Source organism: uncultured Campylobacter sp., assembly GCF_937981295.1.
In the GTDB taxonomy this organism is placed as follows: Bacteria; Campylobacterota; Campylobacteria; order Campylobacterales; family Campylobacteraceae; genus Campylobacter_B.
This window is the reverse complement of the sequence record NZ_CALJPC010000080.1, coordinates 40,204-59,678: the sequence shown is the minus strand read 5'-3', so window position 1 is coordinate 59,678 and position 19,475 is coordinate 40,204. Positions and strand designations below refer to the sequence as shown.

Below are 19,475 nucleotides of genomic sequence, written 5' to 3'. Positions count from 1 at the left end.
TCTGCCATCAGGTTTAAGTCTATCTTTCGCGAACGGATGAAATTTTAAAATTCCATCTCAGCATAAATTTCGTAGACGCTCATCTGAAATCCGCAAGCTAAATTTTGCTAAAAGCCTTATTGCACGGAGCTGCACGCCATTAGATTCGCTCACATACGCTCACGTATATGAAAGCCGAAATCATAAAAATTTAATATGATATGTGCTAAAATGCCACATCTGTTTAAGGATTTAGATGTATAAATCAAAGTCGCTGCAGCCACTGCGTCATCATCGGCAGAAGACGTCGCACGAGGCGGAGGCGCTGCTGTCAAGTCCTGCGTTTCGCAGCTTGAGACGGTGCAGCAAAAGTGCGTCTATGCTGTACCTGCAAACATTTTCGGCTGAGACCACACGGGCGCGAGGACGTCACTGCAAATCTTGCAGGCGGCTAAAATTTTCATCCGGATCTTTTCTAAAATATTGATCTTGGAGCTATCACGAAAGAATTTTACCGCAAGCCTTTCGCCTACGAGCTGGAAGGCGGAATTTAAGGCGAAATTTTAAGCGGGTTTCGATAAAGCGAAATTTCAAAGATTAAATTTAATGCAAAAGATAAAATTTAAAGCAAGGGAAGGTATGAAAAATTTTAAATTTATGCTCGTGCTGCTGATACTGGCGATGATCGCGACGATCGCGATATCGCTTTGTATAGGGCGCTTCGGCCTAAGCATCGCCGAGGTGCTAAAAGCGCTTAGCGGCGGCGAGGTAGCGCAAAACGTCCACAATGTCGTCATGCAGGTGCGCTTGCCGCGTATCATCGCCGCAGTGCTCGTGGGCGCGGCGCTGGGCATCAGCGGCACGGCGTATCAGGGCGTCTTTAAAAACCAGCTCGTCTCGCCCGATCTTTTGGGCGTCAGCGCCGGAGCTTGCGTGGGCGCGGCGATTGCGATCCTGCTTGATCTAAACATCCTTTTGATCCAGCTTTTCGCCTTCATTTTCGGGCTTGCGGCGGTTTGCGTTACGCTTCTGGTTACGCGAGCGCTGCGTTCCAGCGCCACCATAATGCTCGTGCTTGCGGGCATCATCGTAAGCGGTCTGATGGGCGCGCTGATCGGATTTTTAAAATTTATGGCAGATCCCGAGACGAAGCTTGCAGACATCGTGTATTGGCAGCTAGGAAGCCTCGCGAAGGTCGATCCCTCCGTGCTAGCGATGATAGCGCCGGTGATGGGGGTTTGTATCGCTATCTTGGTACTGATGAGTTACCGCATAAACGTCCTATCCATGGGTGATGCGACCGCGGCGAAGCTGGGCGTAAACGTCGTGCTGGAGCGAGGAATCATCATCGTCTGCGCGACGCTGCTAACCGCAAGCAGCGTGTGTATTAGCGGCATAGTCGCGTGGGTGGGGCTTTTGATGCCGCATCTAACGCGCATGATCGTGGGCGTGAGCAACACCAAAGCGATCCCCGCGAGCATATTTTTAAGCGCGATCTTCGTGCTCATCGTAGACGACGTAGCGCGCAGCATAAATCAGAGCGAGATCCCGCTAGGCGTGCTTACGGGCTTTATAGGCACGCTATTTTTTATATTCATCCTGCTTAAAAACAAAAGGAAGCTAAATGGTTAGGGTTGAGAGCTTAGACTTCGGCTACGTAAAATCCGCCCCTCTGACGCTGCGCGACGTGAATTTCAACCTCGAAGCGGGCGCGATGCTGACGATTTTGGGGCAAAACGGCGCGGGCAAATCGACGCTTTTAAATTTAATCAGCGGCACGCTTGAGCCTCTGCGCGGTAAAATTTCAATCGACGGCAAGGATATGACGAGCCTCAGCGCCAAAGGGCGCGCCGAGATCATCGGCTACGTCTCGCAAAGCGAGGTCTGCGAGTACGACTACAGCGTCTTTGAATACGTCCTGATGGGGCGCACGGCGCATATCGGGATCTTTTCGCAGCCGAGCGAAAGCGACTACAAGCTCGCGCAGCGCTACATGAAAATGCTTGAAATTTGGCACCTAAAAGACAAGATCATCACGCGCCTAAGCGGCGGCCAGAGACAGATGGCGTCTATCGCACGCGCCCTTTGCAGCGAGCCTAAGATCGTGATTTTCGACGAGCCCACCTCGGCGTTAGACTTTGCCAACCAATACAAATTCCTCCGCGCTACAAAAGAGCTTCTCAAAAACGGCTACACCGTCGTTTTGGCCACGCACAATCCGGACTTCGCGCTGCTTTTGGGCGGATACGTCGCGCTCGTAAAAGGTGGCGGCGAGGTCGCATACGGAAAGGCCGAGCAGATCATAAAGAGCGAAATTTTAAGCAAGCTATACGATCTGAAGCTTGACGTCAGCTACAACGAAAAGGTCGGTCGCGTCTGCTGCTTGACGTATCCATTCTAGTCTTTACTTCGCGGACGAGCACAGCTCGTCCTTGCGAGCGGGAGTGCAAGCACTCCCTGCACCTGAGCGGAGCAATACGAGCAAGCGTTAAGACGCTTGCGAAGTCTCCGCGAAAGATAGTCAGAAATTTTACTGCGTAAAATTTTAAAATTTATCGGTTTAACTTCGCGTGACAACTAAGCCACCGCTGCGATGAGGAGCTTCACTATTTCTCGTGAAGACTAGGAAGCGCCCCGCGCTTCCTTCGCATTGCTTCGCTCGCCTAAAGTTTCAGAAATTTTACTGCGTAAAATTTTAAAATTTATTGGTTGGCTTCTCGGGGGTAGTTGGCTGTGTAAAATTTTGAATTTATAGTTTTACTTCGCGGAGGGTACAGCTCGTCATTAATAATAGAAGCTTCGAAATTTTAAAATTTTATCGCTTAGGCTGCGCGAGTGAGAGGACTTAATGAACGCTATTGGCAGTAAAATTTTAGCGCCCGCGGCGGAGTTTTTACGGCGGCGAAATTTTAAAATTTCAAAGCGGGCGGCGGGGCCGGAATTTTAAAATCGCTCCGAATTTTAAGCATAAAAATCAAAATTTATCGTTACAATTACGTAAAATTTTTAAGGAGCAAAAATGAAAAAAATAGTGCTTTTAAGCGCAGCTGCGGCGCTTACCGTAAATTTGAGTGCGCAGGAAAATAGCCTTGAGATCTACGCGAACTCCGCCTTCTTGCACCAAAACTTCGGCGCGCAAAAATCAAACTTCAGCGTGAACGTGCCGGAGTACTTAGATATCCGCAGCATCGAGATTGTGGGCTCTTGCGAAGTGCGCGAATTGTCTTTGGAAGAGAGCGAGCCCGTTAAAAACGCGGAATTCGCCAAAAAAGAGGCGGACGAAAAGAGCTTGCGCGAGCTAAACGACCGCCTGGTCGCGCTTAAGGCGCAGCAGCGCTTTTTAAGCGACTTCGCGAGCTTAAAAGATAGAAGTTTGGCGAGTTTAAAAGCGGATTCGCAAAAAGTTTACGACGAAGTTCTGCTTGTAGCGGGCGAAATTTCAAAGACGGACGAGCAAATCGGAAAGCTCAAAGAGAAAATTTCAAAATACGCGATCAAAAACGAGCGCCGCTTAAATGTGAGCTTCGATTGCGATCCGAGCTTCGTTAAGATCAGCTACCCCATTGACGTAAGCGCCTACACGCACAACGAGCTCTCGGCAGATCTTGCTAGCGGCAAAATCGAGGTCGCGCAAAAACTCTCGGTGCAAAATCCGCTAAACGCGGAGCTAGCGAATTTAACGATCGCGCTGTATCCTTACGAATACTCTTCGCAGACCGCGCCGCAGCCATTTTATCCATGGTACGAGGGCGAGCCTGCAAAGCCGGCGCCCGCAGCGGCTTATAAAAAGGATGTGATGCTAGAGGAGGCAACTATGGATAGGGTCGCGCCTGCGATGGAGACTAGATCGTCGTATGCAAGGACGGGCGCGAATATCGAAAGCTCGCTCTCAAAGGTGTGGAAAATCAGCGGCGTAAGCCTCAAAGCGGGCGAAGCGGGCGAGTTTAGCTTCGACAAACAGAGCCTGGATGCGAAATTTGATCTACTCATCGACGGCTACGGCAGCGAGGCGGCCTACGTGCGGGCTAAATTTAGCCCTGAAAGAAACATAGAGGAGAGCGAAACGCTAATAAAGCTCGACGGCGTGCAGATCGGGCTCGTGCATCTAGGCTTTGCCGCAAACTCCGAGGCTACGGCGTATCTGGGTAAAAATAGCCTGATCGAAGTCAAAAAAGAGCAGGCAAACAACTTCACAAAAAACTCATTTTTCGGCGGCGAAAGCAAAAATTCCATGGCTTGGGACTACGAGATTAAAAACGGCTCCAAGCGCGCGTGGAACGTGGTTTTACAAGAGCGAGCGCCCGTTTCTACGCATGAAGACGTAAAGGTCGCGCTGAAAAACTCGCCCGAGCAGAGCAGCCTCGGCAAGGACGGACTGCTTAGCTGGGACTTTGAGCTAAAGCCGGGCGAGAGCAAAAAGATCCGCTTCGGCTATGAGCTAAGCAAACCGAAGAGATAACGAGCTTTGGCGCGGCGCGGATAAATTTTGCGCAGCGGAGTAGCTTTTTGCGGCGCGATTAAATTTTGCCGGCATAAAACTAAGGCGCGGCTTTAAAATTTATCTGAAATTTTTGGCGCCGCACCGCTGAATTTTACGCGCCGTGCCTAGAGAAATTTGAGCGTCGCGAGAACCAAAAATTTAAATGTTGCGGCGATTTAAAATTGGCTAGCGCGAGATATGAAATTTAGCGACGCACGGGATTTTGGCTCTAGGCAGAAAACTTTGAGCGTCGATAAAATTTATCTCAAATTTAAAAAGGTCGGGGCGATGAATGTGGAGCGAAGGTATAAATTTAACGCGGCGGCGAGGTGTGTGGTTTGTTTCAATGGCGGCATTTAAAGGATAGTTATGAAATTTCACAAACTTAAATTTAAAATCCTAGCCGCGGCGCTACTTTTCTGCGCCCTGTTTATCCGCATCGTGCCGGATTACTCCGCTTCGCAGGGCTCCTGCATAGTTAATATTTTTAGCTATTACAAATATCAAAAGGGATATTGTCTAAAAGAGAATAGAATTCTGAGCAACGAAGAGTTACTTCGAAATGCCGCTATAAATTATTTTAAAAGATATCACGACTATGAGGTTCTGCGAAATACCATTATCGATGAGCACGATATAAAAAATTTCGGCCATAGTTTTTATACGGCGCACATCTCCAAGCTCTATCTAATCGGCGATTTCAATGAAGAAAACTGGTTTGATTTTTTAGTTGAAAATACCGACAGAAAGAGTTTTGATTATGAGATAAAAGACAAGACGCAAATAGATATCTCCGATCTATCAAAATATTTTGTATATAAGGATGAAATTTTGGGCTTTAGACAGCCTATCATCTTGTCCGAAGAGAAAAATCCATTTCATAACGGAAAAATGTTTTTAGAAAAATCATTTTTAATAAAAGAGAATCAATTTTTTGTGAATTATGTTGATGTCGATGATATAAGTTTTTACATTGAATATAATGTTATTAAAAATTTAATGGCAATAAAAAGCGGATATGAGAGTTTAGAAAACTTTAACAAAGTCTTGGCTTATACTCATATGAAACATTATAGACGTAAATTCTCATACGATAATTGCGGAAATATAAATTTTGATATCAAAGCTCCGGCGGAACAGGAACTGGATATGTGGATTCACGGTGGATAAGATTGGTTGAAATTTTATCTTAACGAATGTAACCGAAAAAGGATAAGAGATGAGCAAAAAAGAAACTGATCTAAGATTAGAATTAGAGGGTAATTACGGAGCCGATATATTGAGTTATTATTTGTGGGGGAAGAAAACTCCTCCTGGTCCGGAAAGATTAGCCTCTAACGAATAGATGGATAGAAAAGGACTGATATGAAATTCTACAGGTCTATTAAATTTAAAGCCCTAGCGGGCACGCTGCTTCTTATAATAATACTTTGTGCCGCATTTATTCGTATAATTCCCGATTATTCCACCCCGCGAGGCTTCGCGATAGTTACTACTTCCGACTACGACAAATACAAGCAAGGATACTGCCTCAAAGAAAATAGAATTTTGCCGAAGGAGGAGCTGTATAAAAAAGTAGCAGGAGCATATTTAGATAATAATGTAAAATTATACCAAATGATCGATGCTTATAGGTTGAAAACCTTCGGTAGTCTTTGGTCCAGTAGATACGAGGTTGCATACTATGAACTAGAAAATATAAATTTATCGAATTGTTTTGAAGTATTAGAAAAATATTATCAAGAGGGAAAAACGACCGAGCAGATACTGATGAAAGAGCTAAAGGCTAAAAAAACCGATCCAAAGAAATATCTAAAAATAAATTTGAACGATACGAGCGTTGGATTTGACAGACCGATAGTTAGGGTTGACGGTGGCGAGGAAGAAGTCACAGGCACTTTGTTCCTTGATAAATTCGCTATATTTAACGGTAATTATATGCAGTTTAACCATTCGGAGTATCTGTGCGATACGATAGGAAATTTTATTATCGAGAAGAAATACTATAAAGAGAGAAAAAATGCCGTAGTCGGTATCGGAAAAGGTTTTAAATTTGATAACTGCGGGAATTTAAATTATCCGCTAGAAAAATACTATTTGGGCGGTAGAGATATAGAGATGCGCTAAATTCTCTAATATGAATTTTGTTAAAAAATTTAAGGGACTTAAGACCGATGAGTGCAGAGCAAAAATATAAATTTCATAGGACGGCGAAGTATTTGCTCGCTTAGCGGGTGGTTTTCTTGCTTGATTGGTGGGCGGCGGCTTTGATTTTAGCAGTTTTGCCTTTGGCGGGCGCGCCAAAAATCGCCATTTTTGCCGCAATATTTGCGATTTTGGCTTGCGCGCTGTTTTGGTATTTGTTCAAAAGGTATAAAAACTTTAAGCCAAGCAAGCTGTTTGTAAAAAATCCAAATCTTAGTTTACTGCTTTTTGCGGTAGAAAATTTATCGCTCGGCGCTTTTTACGGCGGGTTTTTGGCATGCCTCTCGGCGGGGTATTTTTGGGGCGAGCGTGCCGCCGGCTGGAGCGTGGCGTTTGCATTTGCGTTCGCGCCCGTTCGCCTGATCGTTTTTGTGATTTCGTATATGTTTAACGAAAAGAAAAGCTAAACTTATGCGTCTTTCGCGCCCACTAAATTTTATCTCTCGCGCAGCACGGGCTTAGGCACGGAATTTAGCCCGCGCGGGCCAAGCGAGATTTGAAATTTCATCATCCCGCTTGCTTTAAAATTTTAAAATTTCATCGTCGCAAAAGCTCCGGCGCGGGCTCTAAATTTTATCTTCTACGCGACACGGGCTTGAGCACGGATTTAGCTCGCACAAGCCGAGTATGAAATTTCGCCGCGGACAAAAATTTTGCGAACTGATAAAATTCTCGCTAGCCGCCATGCTTTGACATTTATGCAGAACACGCTTATGTCGCTGCGACATTTACAAAATTTTAAAACCGCGCGGAACTCGCCTCGCAAACGACGATTACGCCGCAGGCTTATCTATTTATTTATGCGGGTAGCGGAAGCCTTCGGCGGGCTAAAGACGAGACTCTTATCTTAGCCGCAAATCAAATCCAAGCTTCGGCAGAGAAAAACGCGAGCGGCGAATGCAGAAGCAAAACCAAGCGGGCGGGCGTGTTTGCCCCAAATCTAGCCCTTTAGCTTCATCATTTTTTCTAAAATTTCATAGACTAGATCAAACTTCGTAAAGCCGTCCCTGTCTAAAAAATGCCCGCCCTTCTCCACCTCGTAAAACTTAGCGTCCATCTGCCCCGCTAGCTCACGGCTGAAGCTAAACGGCACGATATAATCGTCCTTCGCAGAAATTACAGCGCGCTGTTTTGCGGCGGCTTTTATGCGCTCAAAATCAAAGCCTTTATCCATAAACTCGTCTAAAATTTTAAATTGCGGATCACTAAGCGGCTTTGCAAGCCCCGAAACTAGCACAACGCCCTCTACTGCGCCGCCCAAAGCGTCGCTTTGCAAAAAATTTAAGATCGTAGGGCAGCCGAGGCTGTGTCCGACTAGATAGACTTCGCCTTCAAATTTTACGCTTTCTCGCAGAGTTTTCAGCCACTCATCAAGCCTTGGGTGCGCAGGCGTGGGCATCGTTAAAATTTCCGCCCTCGCGCCCGATTTTTCGATCTCGTCTTTGAGCCAGGCAAACCAATGCTTCTTAGGCGAAGCATCGTAGCCGTGCACGATATAGACGCACTTTTGCATATTTTCTCCTTTAAATTTAAGCCCTTTGCGCGCAAATTTTAAAATTTCAATCCGCGCCCTAGCCCTTGCAAATCGTGATTTTATCAGCAAATTTACCCAAAAAGTGATACCCAGAGCCCGCCTGCGCGATGATATCGAGCACCGCGTCGGCATCCCGCACGAGCGTGCCGCCCGCAAAGTCCACGCCGCGCTCAAACAGCGCCTGCGGCAGTAGCGGCGTGGTAGGTCCCACGAGCACGAGCTTGGCGCCGCTTTTTTTCAGACGCAAAAGTCCATCGAGCGTGTCGTTGATGAGCGTCGTAGCCGTGATTATCACATTGTCGGCGCGCGGCACGACGCTGCTAGCCTCGCTTGCGGGCAGGTAAAACGGCAGCTCCGCCTGCTTGAGCGTACTTTTGTCAAGCTCTAAAATTTTAAAATCCGCGCCATTTTTCATCAGCGTCTTGATGTAGGGTACCAGCGCGCCCACGACGACGCTAAAGCTGCCGCGCTCAATCCGTAGCTGCTCAAAGGGATCGGCGCCGAATTTCACGTCGTAATCCGCGCGGATTTTATCAAAACACGCCCTTCCAAGCGCATTTAGCGCGGCAAGCGCGAGCGTCTTTTTAAGCGGCGCGGCAGAGCCCAAATCGCGCAGCAGATAGCGCACGCTCTTGCCTGCGATATTGCCCGAATCGGGCATCACGCTTGCTTGCGAGGGGCAGCAAACGGCGCCCGATAGGGACTTTAGCGGCGTATAGCTAAGCCCGCACGCGCCCCCTTGCAGCTTCACGCCGCTAAAAAACAGCCCCACGACCGCGCGCTCGATCTTAAGTTCCAGCGCCTGGACGCCTAAAATTTCTTTCGCGCGCTCCAGCGTCTGATCTAAAATTTCGCTCATTTTCGCTCCTTTAATGTGGAATTTGGCGCCATTATAGCTTAAAATTTCGGCGCCCGTATTGATATAAATTTATTGATCGCGCGACGGGCGAATGCGGCTTGGAATTTTAAACTAATCGGCGGCGCGGACGAAGCGGCAGGCGCGAGCAAGCGGTGCGGGCGGGTCAAATTTAACGAGCAAGCCGATGCGAACCCAGGCAAATGCGAGCTAAATTCCATAAGAGCGGACGAGCAAGAGCTTGGACATAGACGGGTAAATTTAACAATGGTAAGCCGATACAGGCTGAATTTTAGGCTAGCTTAATGAGCGAATGCGGGATAAATTTCAATGAATACGAATGGGCGCGAGCTTGGGCGGATACAGGTTAAATCTAATGAAAGTGGCGAGAGCAGGCTAAATTTAACGAAAGCGGCAGCGGGCAAAATTTAATAAAAGGTGCGGGCGCGGGTAAAATTTTCAAGCCGCACGCGGATAAAATTCAAACGACGAGCCGTATCTGCGACAAGTCGCGCTCGCTGAGGAGTTAAATTTTATTTCCTACCTGCCACACGGCTAAATTTTATTTCCGATCCATCGCGGGACTAAATTTCATTTTTCGAATTCGCCGCGAGGCTAAATTTTATTCTCCGAAAGCAGGATGTTGATGAGCGGATTTAGCAGCGTCTCGCCGCGCGCGGCGCACAGCACGATCTCGTCGTAGTAGTAATCGCTCCTGCCGTAGTTGTGAAACTCATATGCGCCAAAGCCATATCCCATCGGCGTGATCTCGACGCGCGAGTACCAGGCGTCCTTAGCGATGATGTATCTTTCGGTATCTTGCGAATAGACCCACACCACGATCTCATCTTTGTTTTTTTGCCGCATCAGCCACATAAAGACGTTTGCGATGTCGTTGAAAAAATATGTATCGCCGTTTGGCATAACGGCCTGAGCGGTGTTGTACAGATCGTTTATCACCGTGCCGCTCTCGTGGCATAGATATTTGCCAAATTCTATCTGCAGCGGCTGCTTATCGGTGTTGCCGTGGCGCACGGAAATTTTGGATTCCGCTATATCCATGGACGATATGAGCAGCCCCATCACGCAGGCGAGCAAAACCGCGGCAAAAATTTTCTTAATCATAGCAGCGCGCCCCGCACGAAGTAGTATTTGACGACGTAGGCGCTGCAGATGAGCGCGTTTAGAATGAGCCAGAACGAGGAGTATTTAAGCAGGTGGGTGTAGGCGCGCTTAGTAATGAGCTCCGTTAAAAACGGCACGATGCCGAAAAATATACCCAAAAACAGCGAGCCCCAGATCGCATAGCCGACGAAGTAATAATCCTTCAAAAGCATGCAATACGGGCATTTATGGTTGGGCTGCTCGTAAACGTAAAGCCCGAAAAAATAGGTGATCGCGTAGTATGCGACGAACAAAAAGAGCAAATTCAAAGCAAAGCTCGCCATCGACTGCTTTAAGAAATTTAAGATCAAAATGGCGCCCAATATCGCGTAGAAAAAAGTCGCCAAAAGCGCCTGCGTGTAGCCGAATGGGAGCTTCGGCGCGCGAAATACGACCGAGCAGCAAAACACCGGCACGCGCAGCGGGATGTTGGTAAAAAATAGAATCTCTAAAATAAACTCCGCCAAAACGCCCGTAAAAAGGATGGTAAAGATCAGGTATTTGCGCTTTAGATAGGGAAATTTGCCCGCTTTAAGATCGAGGCTGTTTAAAATAAGCCAGAGCCCAAAGCCGAAGATCAGTAAAATTTTTAAAAGCAGCAGGATGTTGCCGTAGCGGTTCGAGCCCACGACGCCTGCGGAGCACATTGCGCCGGGCACGATCGAAGAGAGCTCGTTTAAGCAGAGCGCGAAAAATATAAATAAAATGATCTTGCACGCTATCGTGAAAAACAAAATAGTGTTGATGAGATAGTTTCTTTTCTCCAGGGCGTATTGTAAATTTGAGGTGGCGTTAAAGTCCCAGTAGCGCATAATCCGCACGATGTGAAACTGTGAGATCGCCATCAGCGCTATTACGATTAGTTCTACGGCCAAAAACGCGATCACGCTACCCGATAAAAATACGCTCATGCTGAAATTTCTCCATCTTTTAAAAACACATATCGATCCACGAAGCTTAGCTCGTCGAAGAGTATGTCGTGCGTCGCGATCAAAACGGTCTTTTTAAGCTCTTTGAGCTTTGAAAGCATCTCGATAAAACCGAGCGAGTTTTGTTTGTCTAAATTTGCCGTCGGCTCGTCGGCTAAGATGATCTGTGGCCCCATCACGAGCGCCCTTGCGATAGCGCAGCGCTGCTTCTCGCCGCCGCTAAGGCTGGAGACGATCTGATCTTTTTTATGCGCGATATTAGCAATCTGCATCGCTTCGTCTATGCGCGCGCTAAGCTCATCTCTGCTCAGCCGCTCAAGGCTAAGCGGCGCAAGGACGTTTTTATAGACGCTAAGCGCCTCAAGCAGGTTGAATGACTGAAAGATAAAGCCGATTTTTTTATGGCGATACGCGGAGCTTTCGATATCGGCGAGCTTGGAGACGTTTGCGCCGTCCACCAAAACCTCGCCGCTGCTAGGCTTAGCAAGCGCGCCTATGATGGATAGAAGCGTGCTTTTGCCGCTGCCGCTAACGCCTTTTAAGATTACGATCTGCCCTTCTTCGACGCTTAGGCTTATATTTTTCAAAGCGCGAAACTCATTCGCCCTGCCCTCGTTGTAAATTTTAAAAAGCTGCTTAATCTCTATCTTGCTCATTTGACCGCCTCGCTCATATCGCCTATAGCGATGCGCCAGGATGGGATGATGACGAACGCCAAAAACGGGATCACACTAAAGACGAAGATCAAAAAGAGCATATTGAAATTTATCGCAGGCGTGAAAGTGATGAAATTTCGCAGCTCGCCGCCTAAAAATATATCGCGCAGAAGCGGCGCATCCAGGATAAAAACATAAGCATACGCAGCCGCGACGCCGAGTAGATAAGCGCTTAGCGAGACGATGAAATTTTGGATAAATTTCATCGCGATGATGTCCTTTATACAAAAGCCGATGCTGCGCAAGATCGCGATCTCCTTTTTCTTCTCGCCGTATGCGAGCGAAATTTGATTTTTCAGCAAGATGAAAAATGAGATCATCGCCACGGCGTAAAGCACCATAAAAATTCCACCCTTGTAATAATACAGATGCCTCACTTCGGCTACCGCGTCCTCCGCGCTAAGGGCTTCCGTGTTGGGGTATAAATTTACGATCTTAAGCGCCACTTCGCTTACTTCGTTGGGGTTGGGCACGCTTACGTAGAGCTTGGTGTATTCGCCCTCCTTCAGGCTTAGCACCTCGCGCGCGGTATCGGGGTTGAGATAGATCACGTCGTTTGAGACGATGCTGCTTTCGTGCGGCGAAATTTTATTGATCTTAATCGCGATTAGGCGCTGTTCGGTTAAGAAGTGAAACTCATCCTCGTAGTACCACTCGCCCATCGCCGCCTTTACCCCCTCGCCTACGATCATTTCGTTTTCGCTCAGGCTTTCGTCGCCTACGATATGAAACCAAACGCGCTTTTGAGCGAAGTAATACATCCCGTCCACGGCGCCCTGCACTTCGCTGACGCCCGCGATTTTGGCGATATCGTAGATATAGCCGTCGTGCATCAGATCGCGTTTGCCCGCGCGCAGAGCCTCTACGACGATGTCGGGTCTGAGCTTGATGACCTTCTCAAGATCGTTTTGAATGGAGCCCGAGATAAAAAGCACCGAGCTTAAAATAAAAACGATAAATGCAAAGATTGCGAAGCTAAAAGCGTGATCGGCTCTGTCTTTTCGCAGCAGAGTTACGGAGTAGTCGATAAAATTTTTATTTATCATAGACGAACTCCGCGTAGGCTTTGCTCTTAAAGCTGCTTGAGAGCCGCACGTCCTTTATCTCGCGCGCTAGCTTTTGCAGGCACTGCTCGCCCTTTGCGCGATCAAAGCTTACATAATGCACCGCAATGAGCGCGTAAAGGGCGGCAAAAAAGATCATTAAAGCGCAAATGAGCCTCATAGCCCTTCTATTACGCTCTCTTGAATTTCATCAAATTTAAGTACGTTCTTACCGCCGTGATCTTTAGCGAAGGTCTTAGCCGCGCTCTCGCTCTCAAATGGAATGAGCTCGTCGCCCATCGGCCCTAAGACGTTGGAGCCGAGCACAAAAAAGGCGCTTTTAGCATCGATCTTATGTAGTTTGTAGTAGTCGGTTACGAAAATTTTATCAAAGCCCTTGCCCTTTTGGAAGTAGTATTTCATCATATCTTTCACGCCGTCAAAATACAAGTTCTCGCCGCCTTGAACCTCTATCATCGCCGCCCAGTTAGGGTTTTTGCCCACTAGCATGCCGCAGACCGGGCATTTAGCGCCCTCAGGCACGACGATCTTTTCAGGTTTTTTCACTTTTGCGTTTTTGTCGCTGCTGCCTAAATTTGCCGGCGCGTCCCATAGATACAGCGCTGCGGCTTGTAGGTGCTTGTCGTATTCAGGAGCCTTGCTAGCGCCCTTTGCATCGCAAGTCTTTTTGAGATGAGCTTTGAGCTCGGATATGGCTTTGAAGCTTTTCGCTTCGGTTTTAGCGCAGTTTGTTTCGTAAAATTCTTTACCGTGCGCGTAAACGCCGCCCTCGCGCTTGGCTTTAATCATCTTGTTATCGCCCTCAAAATCCTGTCCCGCAATCTCGTAGGCTTTGGCGAAATTCATTATCTCGCCGCCGTTTTCGGCTTGGAATTCTTTCGCGTCGGCTTCGGTTGAAAAGGCGTATTTGCTATTACGCGTCATCGTGCCTTTGACCTTGCTGCCCACGACGTAAAAGGCTTTATTTACGTTGATCAAATTTAGATTTTTCGTATCGACGACCTGCGCATCGCTTGGAATTTTCCCCTCCGTTAGCTCGTACAAGCAGTGCAGAGAAGCTACTTGCTTGCCGTTCCAAACGTGGTTGGTTTTATAGAATTTAACCAAATTCATTCCGCAAACGGCGCAGTATTCTTTGCCCTCGCCGCTTCCTACGAGCGTAGCCTTGCTAGGATCCACGCTTTGAAACATCGGCATTTGTTTGTCTTTTTGCTCATTCATCGAAGCGCCGCAAACCGCTGCCGCCAGTAAAGCCGAAGCCAAAATAGAACGTAAAATCATACTATCTCCTTAAAAATTTGATGTTTTAAATTTACTTACTAATCGAGTTTAAAAATTCCAAATTCTCGCATCCCATCTTGATGCCGCCGTCGCAGCTTTTTTTGAAAAGCTCTTTTGCTTTAGCGTTATCGGACTTCACTCCTTTTCCTTCTGCATACATTATGGCTAGATTATTGCAGCCGTCGAAGTGGCCGAGGTTGCACGCCTTTTCATACTGCTGCTTTGCCTGCTTATAATCCTGACCTACCCCCTGCCCGAAGGCGTATAGATAGCCTAGGTTGTTGCAGCCGATGCCGATGTCACCGCCGCAAGCCTTTTCGTAAAAAATTTTAGCCTTTGCGAAGCTTTGCTGCACGCCTTCGCCCTTCAGATACAGATAGCCCAGGTTGTTGCAGCCCATCATATCGCCGTAGGTGCAGGCCTTTTCATAAAGGCTAGCGGCCTTGGCTACGTCTTTCGCGAGCCCGGCGCCGTTTGCGTATAAAAGCCCGAGCGATGTGCAGCCCTCGTTATCTTTGCAGGCTTTTTCGTAATAAGCCGCGGCTTTGGTGAAATTTTGATCCGCGCCGTTGCCGCTTTCGTAGATATAGCCTAGATTGTTGCACGCAAGCGCAAATTTAGCGCTGCACGCCTTCTCGTAGAGGCTGATCGCTTTTTCGAAATTTTTCTCTACGTTGCCGGTACCCTCAAAATACAAAACGGCTAGATTATAGCAGCCCGAAGCTTTATTTTCCAAACCGCACGCTCGCTCGTAAATTTCTGCGAGTTTTTTATGATCGCCGCTTTGCTGAGCTTGAATGCCCTCGCTGATAAAGCCCGCGTTTGCTGCGGCGGCCAAAATCAGCGCTATTAGAAATTTTTTCAAATTTACTCCTTTATATCGTTTTTACGTCCCTGCCTCTGAAGGCAAGAGCGATTATTAAAAAGATCGCCGCTATTATACAATAAAACGGCGCGGGTATCTGCGGCGCATCGCCCGCGGCGTAAGAGTGCATGCCGGTGAGGTAGAAATTTACGCCGAAATAGGTCATTATAATCGAGCTATACGCGAGCGTCGAGCTCACGCAATAAACATAGATCGAGCCGAGCTTCGGGATCAGCTTTAGATGCAGCACGATCGCATAGACGATGATCGAGACATACGACCAGGTCTCTTTGCTATCCCAGCCCCAGTATCGCCCCCAACTCTCATTCGCCCACACGCCGCCGAAGAAATTTCCGAGCGTCAGCATCGAAAGCCCCACGATGAGGCTAATCTCGTTGATCGCCGTTATATATCTGATCTGCGCGTTGAGCCGCTCGCGATTGGCGCCGTTTTTAAGCGCCATCAAAACAAGAGCCAAAAGCCCAAGCAAGCAGCTAAGCCCTAAAAATCCATAGCTAGCCGTGATAACCGAGACGTGGATGCTAAGCCAATACGACTTTAACACCGGCACGAGGTTGGTAATCTGCGGGTTTACGAAGCTCATATGCGCTACCAGCATCACGATGCTGGCCAGCAAGCAGCTCGCGCTTAGCGTAAGTAGGGACTTTCTAAAAAATATGATCCCCGCAAGCGCCGCCGACCAGCCGATGTAGATCATCGACTCATAGCTATCGCTCCACGGCGCGTGAGCCGCCACATACCAACGCAGCGCGAGCGCGAGGGTATGTGCCGCAAAGCTTGTAGCAAAGGCCGCAAATAAAATTTTTTGCGCGAGCATGAAGCGCTTACCGCAAAGTGCGCCTAAAAGCGCCAATATTAGAGCTATGCCGCCTAGGATCATATAGCAATAAACGAGCTTTTTAAAAACCGAAGCTTTGTTGTAAAACACCTCGGCTTTGACGCGGTTTTCACTCGGAAGTATAGCTGCCGAGGTAGCCCTTTGGTAGTTTTTCAGCTCTGCAAGTGCTGCATCCGCTTTATCCCAATCATTATCCGAAATTCCATCCTGCAAGCCGTTTAGATAGTCGTTTAGCACGCCTTTGATCTGCGGAGCGATACTATAATCCGCGAAGGCGTCGTTCGGCGAGAGCCAGGTGTTTTGCGGATCGTTCGGCACGGGAATAAATTTAAAAAACACCCCTCTAAAGGTCAGATACGCGATATTTAGCCGCTCGTCGAATTTAATCAGCTCGTTATCGAGCACGCTGCGGCGCGAGGCGCTTTTTTCATTCGCCTCGTCCAGGGCGTGGGCGAGCTTGTAGTTGCCGTTTTCATCAAAGACCGAATTAAAGCTCGCATATCGCTCCTGCGGCGCTAAGCCCAGCATCTTTTTGATCTCGTCGTTTTTGATCTTGATGATCTTTTGATCGCGCCAGAACGCGGGGTTTAGGCTCATGCCCAAGATCATCTGCTCGGCGCTTAAGCCGTAGAGCGAGTCCGTGCCTGAAATTTTATTTACGATCTCGCTTGCTTCGGTGCTAAGCGGCTTGATCCTGCCCATATAATCTTGCACCAAAAGCTCCGCAAACGCGCCGTTTGCGTGAACGCGCGAGTTGGCTTTAAGGTTTGCTAGATAGTTCTCATCCGCGGCGTGAAGCTCAATGCTGAAAAAAAGCGGCGCGATTAGAAGCAGCGCGGCGGGTGCGTTGTTTTTAATAAATTTAGCGAGCTTTTTAAACCTACTGCCCGCGGTAAAAAGATTGCCGATAAATCCGACGCAAAGCAAGAAATAACCGAAGTAAGTGGGGATTTTACCCGGATCGCGGTTAAGCTCCAGCACCGTACCCAGCTCGTCGGTGTCGTAGGAGGATTGAAAGAGCTTAAAGCCGCCAAAGTTTAGCGGATGGTTCATATAAATTTCATACTCCCCCGCGCTCTTGCCCTCTTTTAAAATTTCAACGTCGCTGGCGTAGGATGACGGGCTTTGCGAGCCTGGGTAGCGCTCGAGTTTAAATTTCAAAAGCTTTACCGCAAACGGAAGCTCTATGAGCTTCGAGCCCCAGCTTAGCATTATCTCCTCGCCGTCAAAATTTAAAATTTTGGGCTCACCCAGCCAGCCAGCGCCGCCGCGCAGCTGCGCTTCTTGCTCGCTTCCGCCCTCAAAGCCCGCTTTCACCGCAAGCGTGCCCTGCTCGCCTTTGGGCGCGGGTTTGTAGGAGCCAAATTTGACGGTGAAGCTTTTGGAATTTATACTTTGCGTGAAGCTAAAATCGTTATCGCCGATCTGGCTTAAATTTAGCGGATGCTCAAACAGCGCGTCTTGCGTGCGGATTTGCAAGTATGGTTTGACGCTTACCATCTCGCTTTCGCTCTCGCCCGCTCTTACGTGCAGCACGCCTTCGGTGCCGAAATAGCGCGTTAGCGCCGCGCCGATAAAGATGACGATAAATGCCGCGTGCAGAACGAAGGAGCCGAAGCGGCGCCACATTTTGGTTTTAATTATAATGCCGAGCAGGCTAAGCGTCGCAGCGCCCATGACGCACTCATACCAGCGCGCCTCATAGACTAAAATTTTAGCAGTTTGCGTGTCGTAGATACTCTCTAAAAAGGTTGCGACGCCGGCACCTGCGGCTAGGATAAAGAGGAGGCAGAGCGCGAACTTATAAGAGATGAAAAATTTTAATATTTTTAGCGCGCTCATTAACCCTCCGCAGTTTTACATTATTATATCGTAAGTTTGTCCCGCATACAAAATAAACATCCTAAGAAGCAGCACGCCCATGACGCTGGCAAGCGCGCTAACGTAGAATGCAAACGCAGAGTGAGCGATCTTTTTGCCCAGTGCGAAATTTAAAACTAGCGGTACGCAAAAGCCTACGCCCACGACGCCTAGCCAAAACATCTTCGCATAAAATCCCTCGTTAAATGCGGCGCTCGCGGCTTTTTGCACGTCGCTGCCCGTGACGAGCGAAACGAAAATCATGCCGATTAGTAAAATTTCCATCGCTAAAACCGGCCACTCGACGGCGTGTAAAATTTTAAGATCGCCACCGTGCGGGTCTGCTTTAAAGAAAAGCGCGGCTATCAGGCTTGAGCCTGCGATGCCTGCCGATAAGCCAGACGCCACGAAAAGCGCAGGCAAAACGGCTGTATTAAGGATAGGAAATCTAACTAAAACCGAGATCAAAAAGCCCGTATAGGCGCAGATCGCGACCGCAAAAACTAGCGTAAGCGCAAGAAGCAGCGGGCGAAGCGCGTTTAAAATTTTCATCGCAAGCTCGAAAAGCCCTTTTAAAAAGCTAAGATTGTGCGTCAAAAACTCTCTAAGGCACTCTTCAAACGCGTAAAGGCAAGCTACGAAGGTAAGCGGGATATAGACGCAAAGGGCCGCCACGCCCACGGACATAACCGATGTGAAGTTATAATTAATCAAAATTTTCCAGAAAAGTAGCGGTCGCTCAAGGTCGGCTACCAGGCAGACCATGCCGAGTAAAATCGTGACGAAAGATAGCAGCGACGCAGCTTTAAATAGCGGCGTGCTTTCGGTCTGTTTTTTGTAAAATTTGACGAGGATCGCGACTATCAAAGCGCCGCCGCTCATACCCGCTAGCAAAAGATAAACCGCTATCGGCCAGCCCCACTCTACGCCGTGCGAGAAGGTCGCAGTGAAATTTATAGCTCCGTTCATATCACACCCCCAATTTAACCGCAGGAATATAGCGAAGGCTCGGCTTCGTGCCGCACTCAGGATGCATTCGTAGGCTGTCTTTGACGCGAAGCAGCTGGCTGATGTGCGAGTTTTCGTCGTTTAGATCGCCGAACACGATCGCCTCGTATCTGCACGCCTCGATGCAGGCAGGCTCGTGACCGTCCTTTAAATTCGTATCCAAGCAGAAATTGCAGCTCTCTGCGGCTTTGGTTTCGTGATTTATAAAGCGCACGTCGTAAGGACAGGCGACGATGCAGTATTTACAGGCGATGCAGTCGTCGGTGTTCATCGTCGTGATGCCAGTTTTTTCGTCTTTGTGGCAGGCTTTCGTCGGGCAGACGTTCACGCACGGCGCGTCCTCGCACTGCTGACAAGAAACCCTAACGTAGCGCTTTTCTTTCAAATTTAGCGGATCGGTTTTATCCTGGATAAAAAGCCTCATTTGACCTTTCGGAACCAAATTTACCTTTTTACAGGCGATCTCGCAATCAGTGCAACCCACGCATTTGTTCTGATCGAATATCATGCCGTAGTGTGGCTTTTTCGGCTCTTGCTTTTGAACGCTCGCATTTGCGTCCTGCGCACTTTTATCCGCGCTGTTTTGCGCGAGTAAGCTTGAGGCGATTGCGCCAAGCCCTAAAGAGCCTAGTGCGGCGGATTTTATAAAATTTCTTCTTTGCTTTTGCATATTCT

Annotated in this window: 20 protein-coding genes; 8 read left to right on the top strand and 12 right to left on the bottom strand. The window is 48.2% G+C overall.

Annotation, left to right across the window (positions count from 1 at the left end):
* The first annotated feature begins 618 nt into the window (after positions 1-618).
* From Q0135_RS07935 to Q0135_RS07905, 7 genes are all read left to right on the top strand, one after another.
* Entirely contained in the window at positions 619-1,611 is a 993-nt protein-coding gene (locus Q0135_RS07935) for an iron ABC transporter permease (protein ID WP_297989650.1), read from the top strand.
* Complete coding sequence (locus Q0135_RS07930) at positions 1,604-2,380, top strand: ABC transporter ATP-binding protein (RefSeq protein WP_297989648.1); 777 nt, start codon at positions 1,604-1,606, stop codon at positions 2,378-2,380. Before Q0135_RS07935 ends, Q0135_RS07930 begins: the two co-directional genes overlap by 8 nt.
* 618 nt (positions 2,381-2,998) lie before the next feature.
* Positions 2,999-4,438 carry a DUF4139 domain-containing protein gene (locus Q0135_RS07925; RefSeq protein WP_297989646.1) on the top strand — a complete coding sequence of 480 codons (1,440 nt, stop codon included), beginning with the start codon at positions 2,999-3,001 and terminating at the stop codon, positions 4,436-4,438.
* A 390-nt stretch (positions 4,439-4,828) separates the two neighbouring features.
* On the top strand, positions 4,829-5,629 hold the full coding sequence (locus Q0135_RS07920; RefSeq protein ID WP_297989644.1) for a hypothetical protein: 801 nt from the start codon (positions 4,829-4,831) through the stop codon (positions 5,627-5,629).
* Between the two features lie 49 nt (positions 5,630-5,678).
* Entirely contained in the window at positions 5,679-5,804 is a 126-nt protein-coding gene (locus tag Q0135_RS07915) for a hypothetical protein (protein ID WP_297989642.1), read from the top strand.
* A gap of 20 nt (positions 5,805-5,824) precedes the next feature.
* Positions 5,825-6,586, top strand: a complete 762-nt coding sequence (locus Q0135_RS07910) for a hypothetical protein (RefSeq protein ID WP_297989641.1) — start codon at positions 5,825-5,827, stop codon at positions 6,584-6,586.
* 116 nt (positions 6,587-6,702) lie between these two features.
* A complete protein-coding gene (locus Q0135_RS07905) occupies positions 6,703-7,071 on the top strand; it encodes a hypothetical protein (RefSeq protein ID WP_297989640.1) in 369 nt (122 codons plus the stop codon).
* 533 nt (positions 7,072-7,604) lie between these two features.
* Here the strand turns inward: Q0135_RS07905 and Q0135_RS07900 are convergent.
* Positions 7,605-8,177, bottom strand: coding sequence for an alpha/beta hydrolase (locus tag Q0135_RS07900; protein WP_297989639.1), 573 nt, complete (start codon positions 8,175-8,177; stop codon positions 7,605-7,607).
* A gap of 58 nt (positions 8,178-8,235) precedes the next feature.
* On the bottom strand, positions 8,236-9,057 hold the full coding sequence (locus tag Q0135_RS07895; RefSeq protein ID WP_297989637.1) for a DUF364 domain-containing protein: 822 nt from the start codon (positions 9,055-9,057) through the stop codon (positions 8,236-8,238).
* Between the two features lie 72 nt (positions 9,058-9,129).
* On the opposite strand from Q0135_RS07895, the gene Q0135_RS07890 reads away from it, so the two are divergent.
* Entirely contained in the window at positions 9,130-9,360 is a 231-nt protein-coding gene (locus Q0135_RS07890; protein ID WP_297989636.1) for a hypothetical protein, read from the top strand.
* Between the two features lie 309 nt (positions 9,361-9,669).
* On the opposite strand, the gene Q0135_RS07885 is transcribed toward Q0135_RS07890, so the two are convergent.
* Genes Q0135_RS07885 through Q0135_RS07840 form a run of 10 tightly spaced genes read right to left on the bottom strand, consistent with a single transcriptional unit; the run spans position 9,670 to position 19,470 of the window.
* Entirely contained in the window at positions 9,670-10,179 is a 510-nt protein-coding gene (locus Q0135_RS07885; RefSeq protein ID WP_297989635.1) for a hypothetical protein, read from the bottom strand.
* Entirely contained in the window at positions 10,176-11,129 is a 954-nt protein-coding gene (locus Q0135_RS07880) for a hypothetical protein (protein WP_297941331.1), read from the bottom strand. Before Q0135_RS07880 ends, Q0135_RS07885 begins: the two co-directional genes overlap by 4 nt.
* Positions 11,126-11,803, bottom strand: coding sequence for an ABC transporter ATP-binding protein (locus Q0135_RS07875; RefSeq protein WP_297989634.1), 678 nt, complete (start codon positions 11,801-11,803; stop codon positions 11,126-11,128). The genes Q0135_RS07880 and Q0135_RS07875 overlap by 4 nt, the downstream gene beginning before the upstream one ends.
* Entirely contained in the window at positions 11,800-12,909 is a 1,110-nt protein-coding gene (locus tag Q0135_RS07870; RefSeq protein WP_297989633.1) for an FtsX-like permease family protein, read from the bottom strand. The genes Q0135_RS07875 and Q0135_RS07870 overlap by 4 nt, the downstream gene beginning before the upstream one ends.
* Positions 12,899-13,087 (bottom strand): hypothetical protein, encoded by a 189-nt coding sequence (locus Q0135_RS07865; protein WP_295098450.1) that lies wholly within the window; start codon positions 13,085-13,087, stop codon positions 12,899-12,901. Before Q0135_RS07865 ends, Q0135_RS07870 begins: the two co-directional genes overlap by 11 nt.
* Positions 13,084-14,208 (bottom strand): nitrous oxide reductase accessory protein NosL, encoded by a 1,125-nt coding sequence (locus Q0135_RS07860; RefSeq protein ID WP_297989632.1) that lies wholly within the window; start codon positions 14,206-14,208, stop codon positions 13,084-13,086. The genes Q0135_RS07865 and Q0135_RS07860 overlap by 4 nt, the downstream gene beginning before the upstream one ends.
* A 31-nt stretch (positions 14,209-14,239) precedes the next feature.
* The gene (locus Q0135_RS07855; protein WP_297989630.1) at positions 14,240-15,073 is read right to left on the bottom strand and encodes a tetratricopeptide repeat protein; all 834 of its coding nucleotides are present in this window, start codon (positions 15,071-15,073) and stop codon (positions 14,240-14,242) included.
* Between the two features lie 10 nt (positions 15,074-15,083).
* Positions 15,084-17,774, bottom strand: coding sequence for a cytochrome c biogenesis protein CcsA (ccsA, locus tag Q0135_RS07850; protein ID WP_297989628.1), 2,691 nt, complete (start codon positions 17,772-17,774; stop codon positions 15,084-15,086).
* 15 nt (positions 17,775-17,789) lie between these two features.
* Positions 17,790-18,761 (bottom strand): NrfD/PsrC family molybdoenzyme membrane anchor subunit, encoded by a 972-nt coding sequence (gene nrfD / locus Q0135_RS07845; protein WP_297989627.1) that lies wholly within the window; start codon positions 18,759-18,761, stop codon positions 17,790-17,792.
* A gap of 1 nt (position 18,762) precedes the next feature.
* Positions 18,763-19,470, bottom strand: coding sequence for a 4Fe-4S dicluster domain-containing protein (locus tag Q0135_RS07840; RefSeq protein ID WP_297989625.1), 708 nt, complete (start codon positions 19,468-19,470; stop codon positions 18,763-18,765).
* Positions 19,471-19,475: the final 5 nt, after the last annotated feature.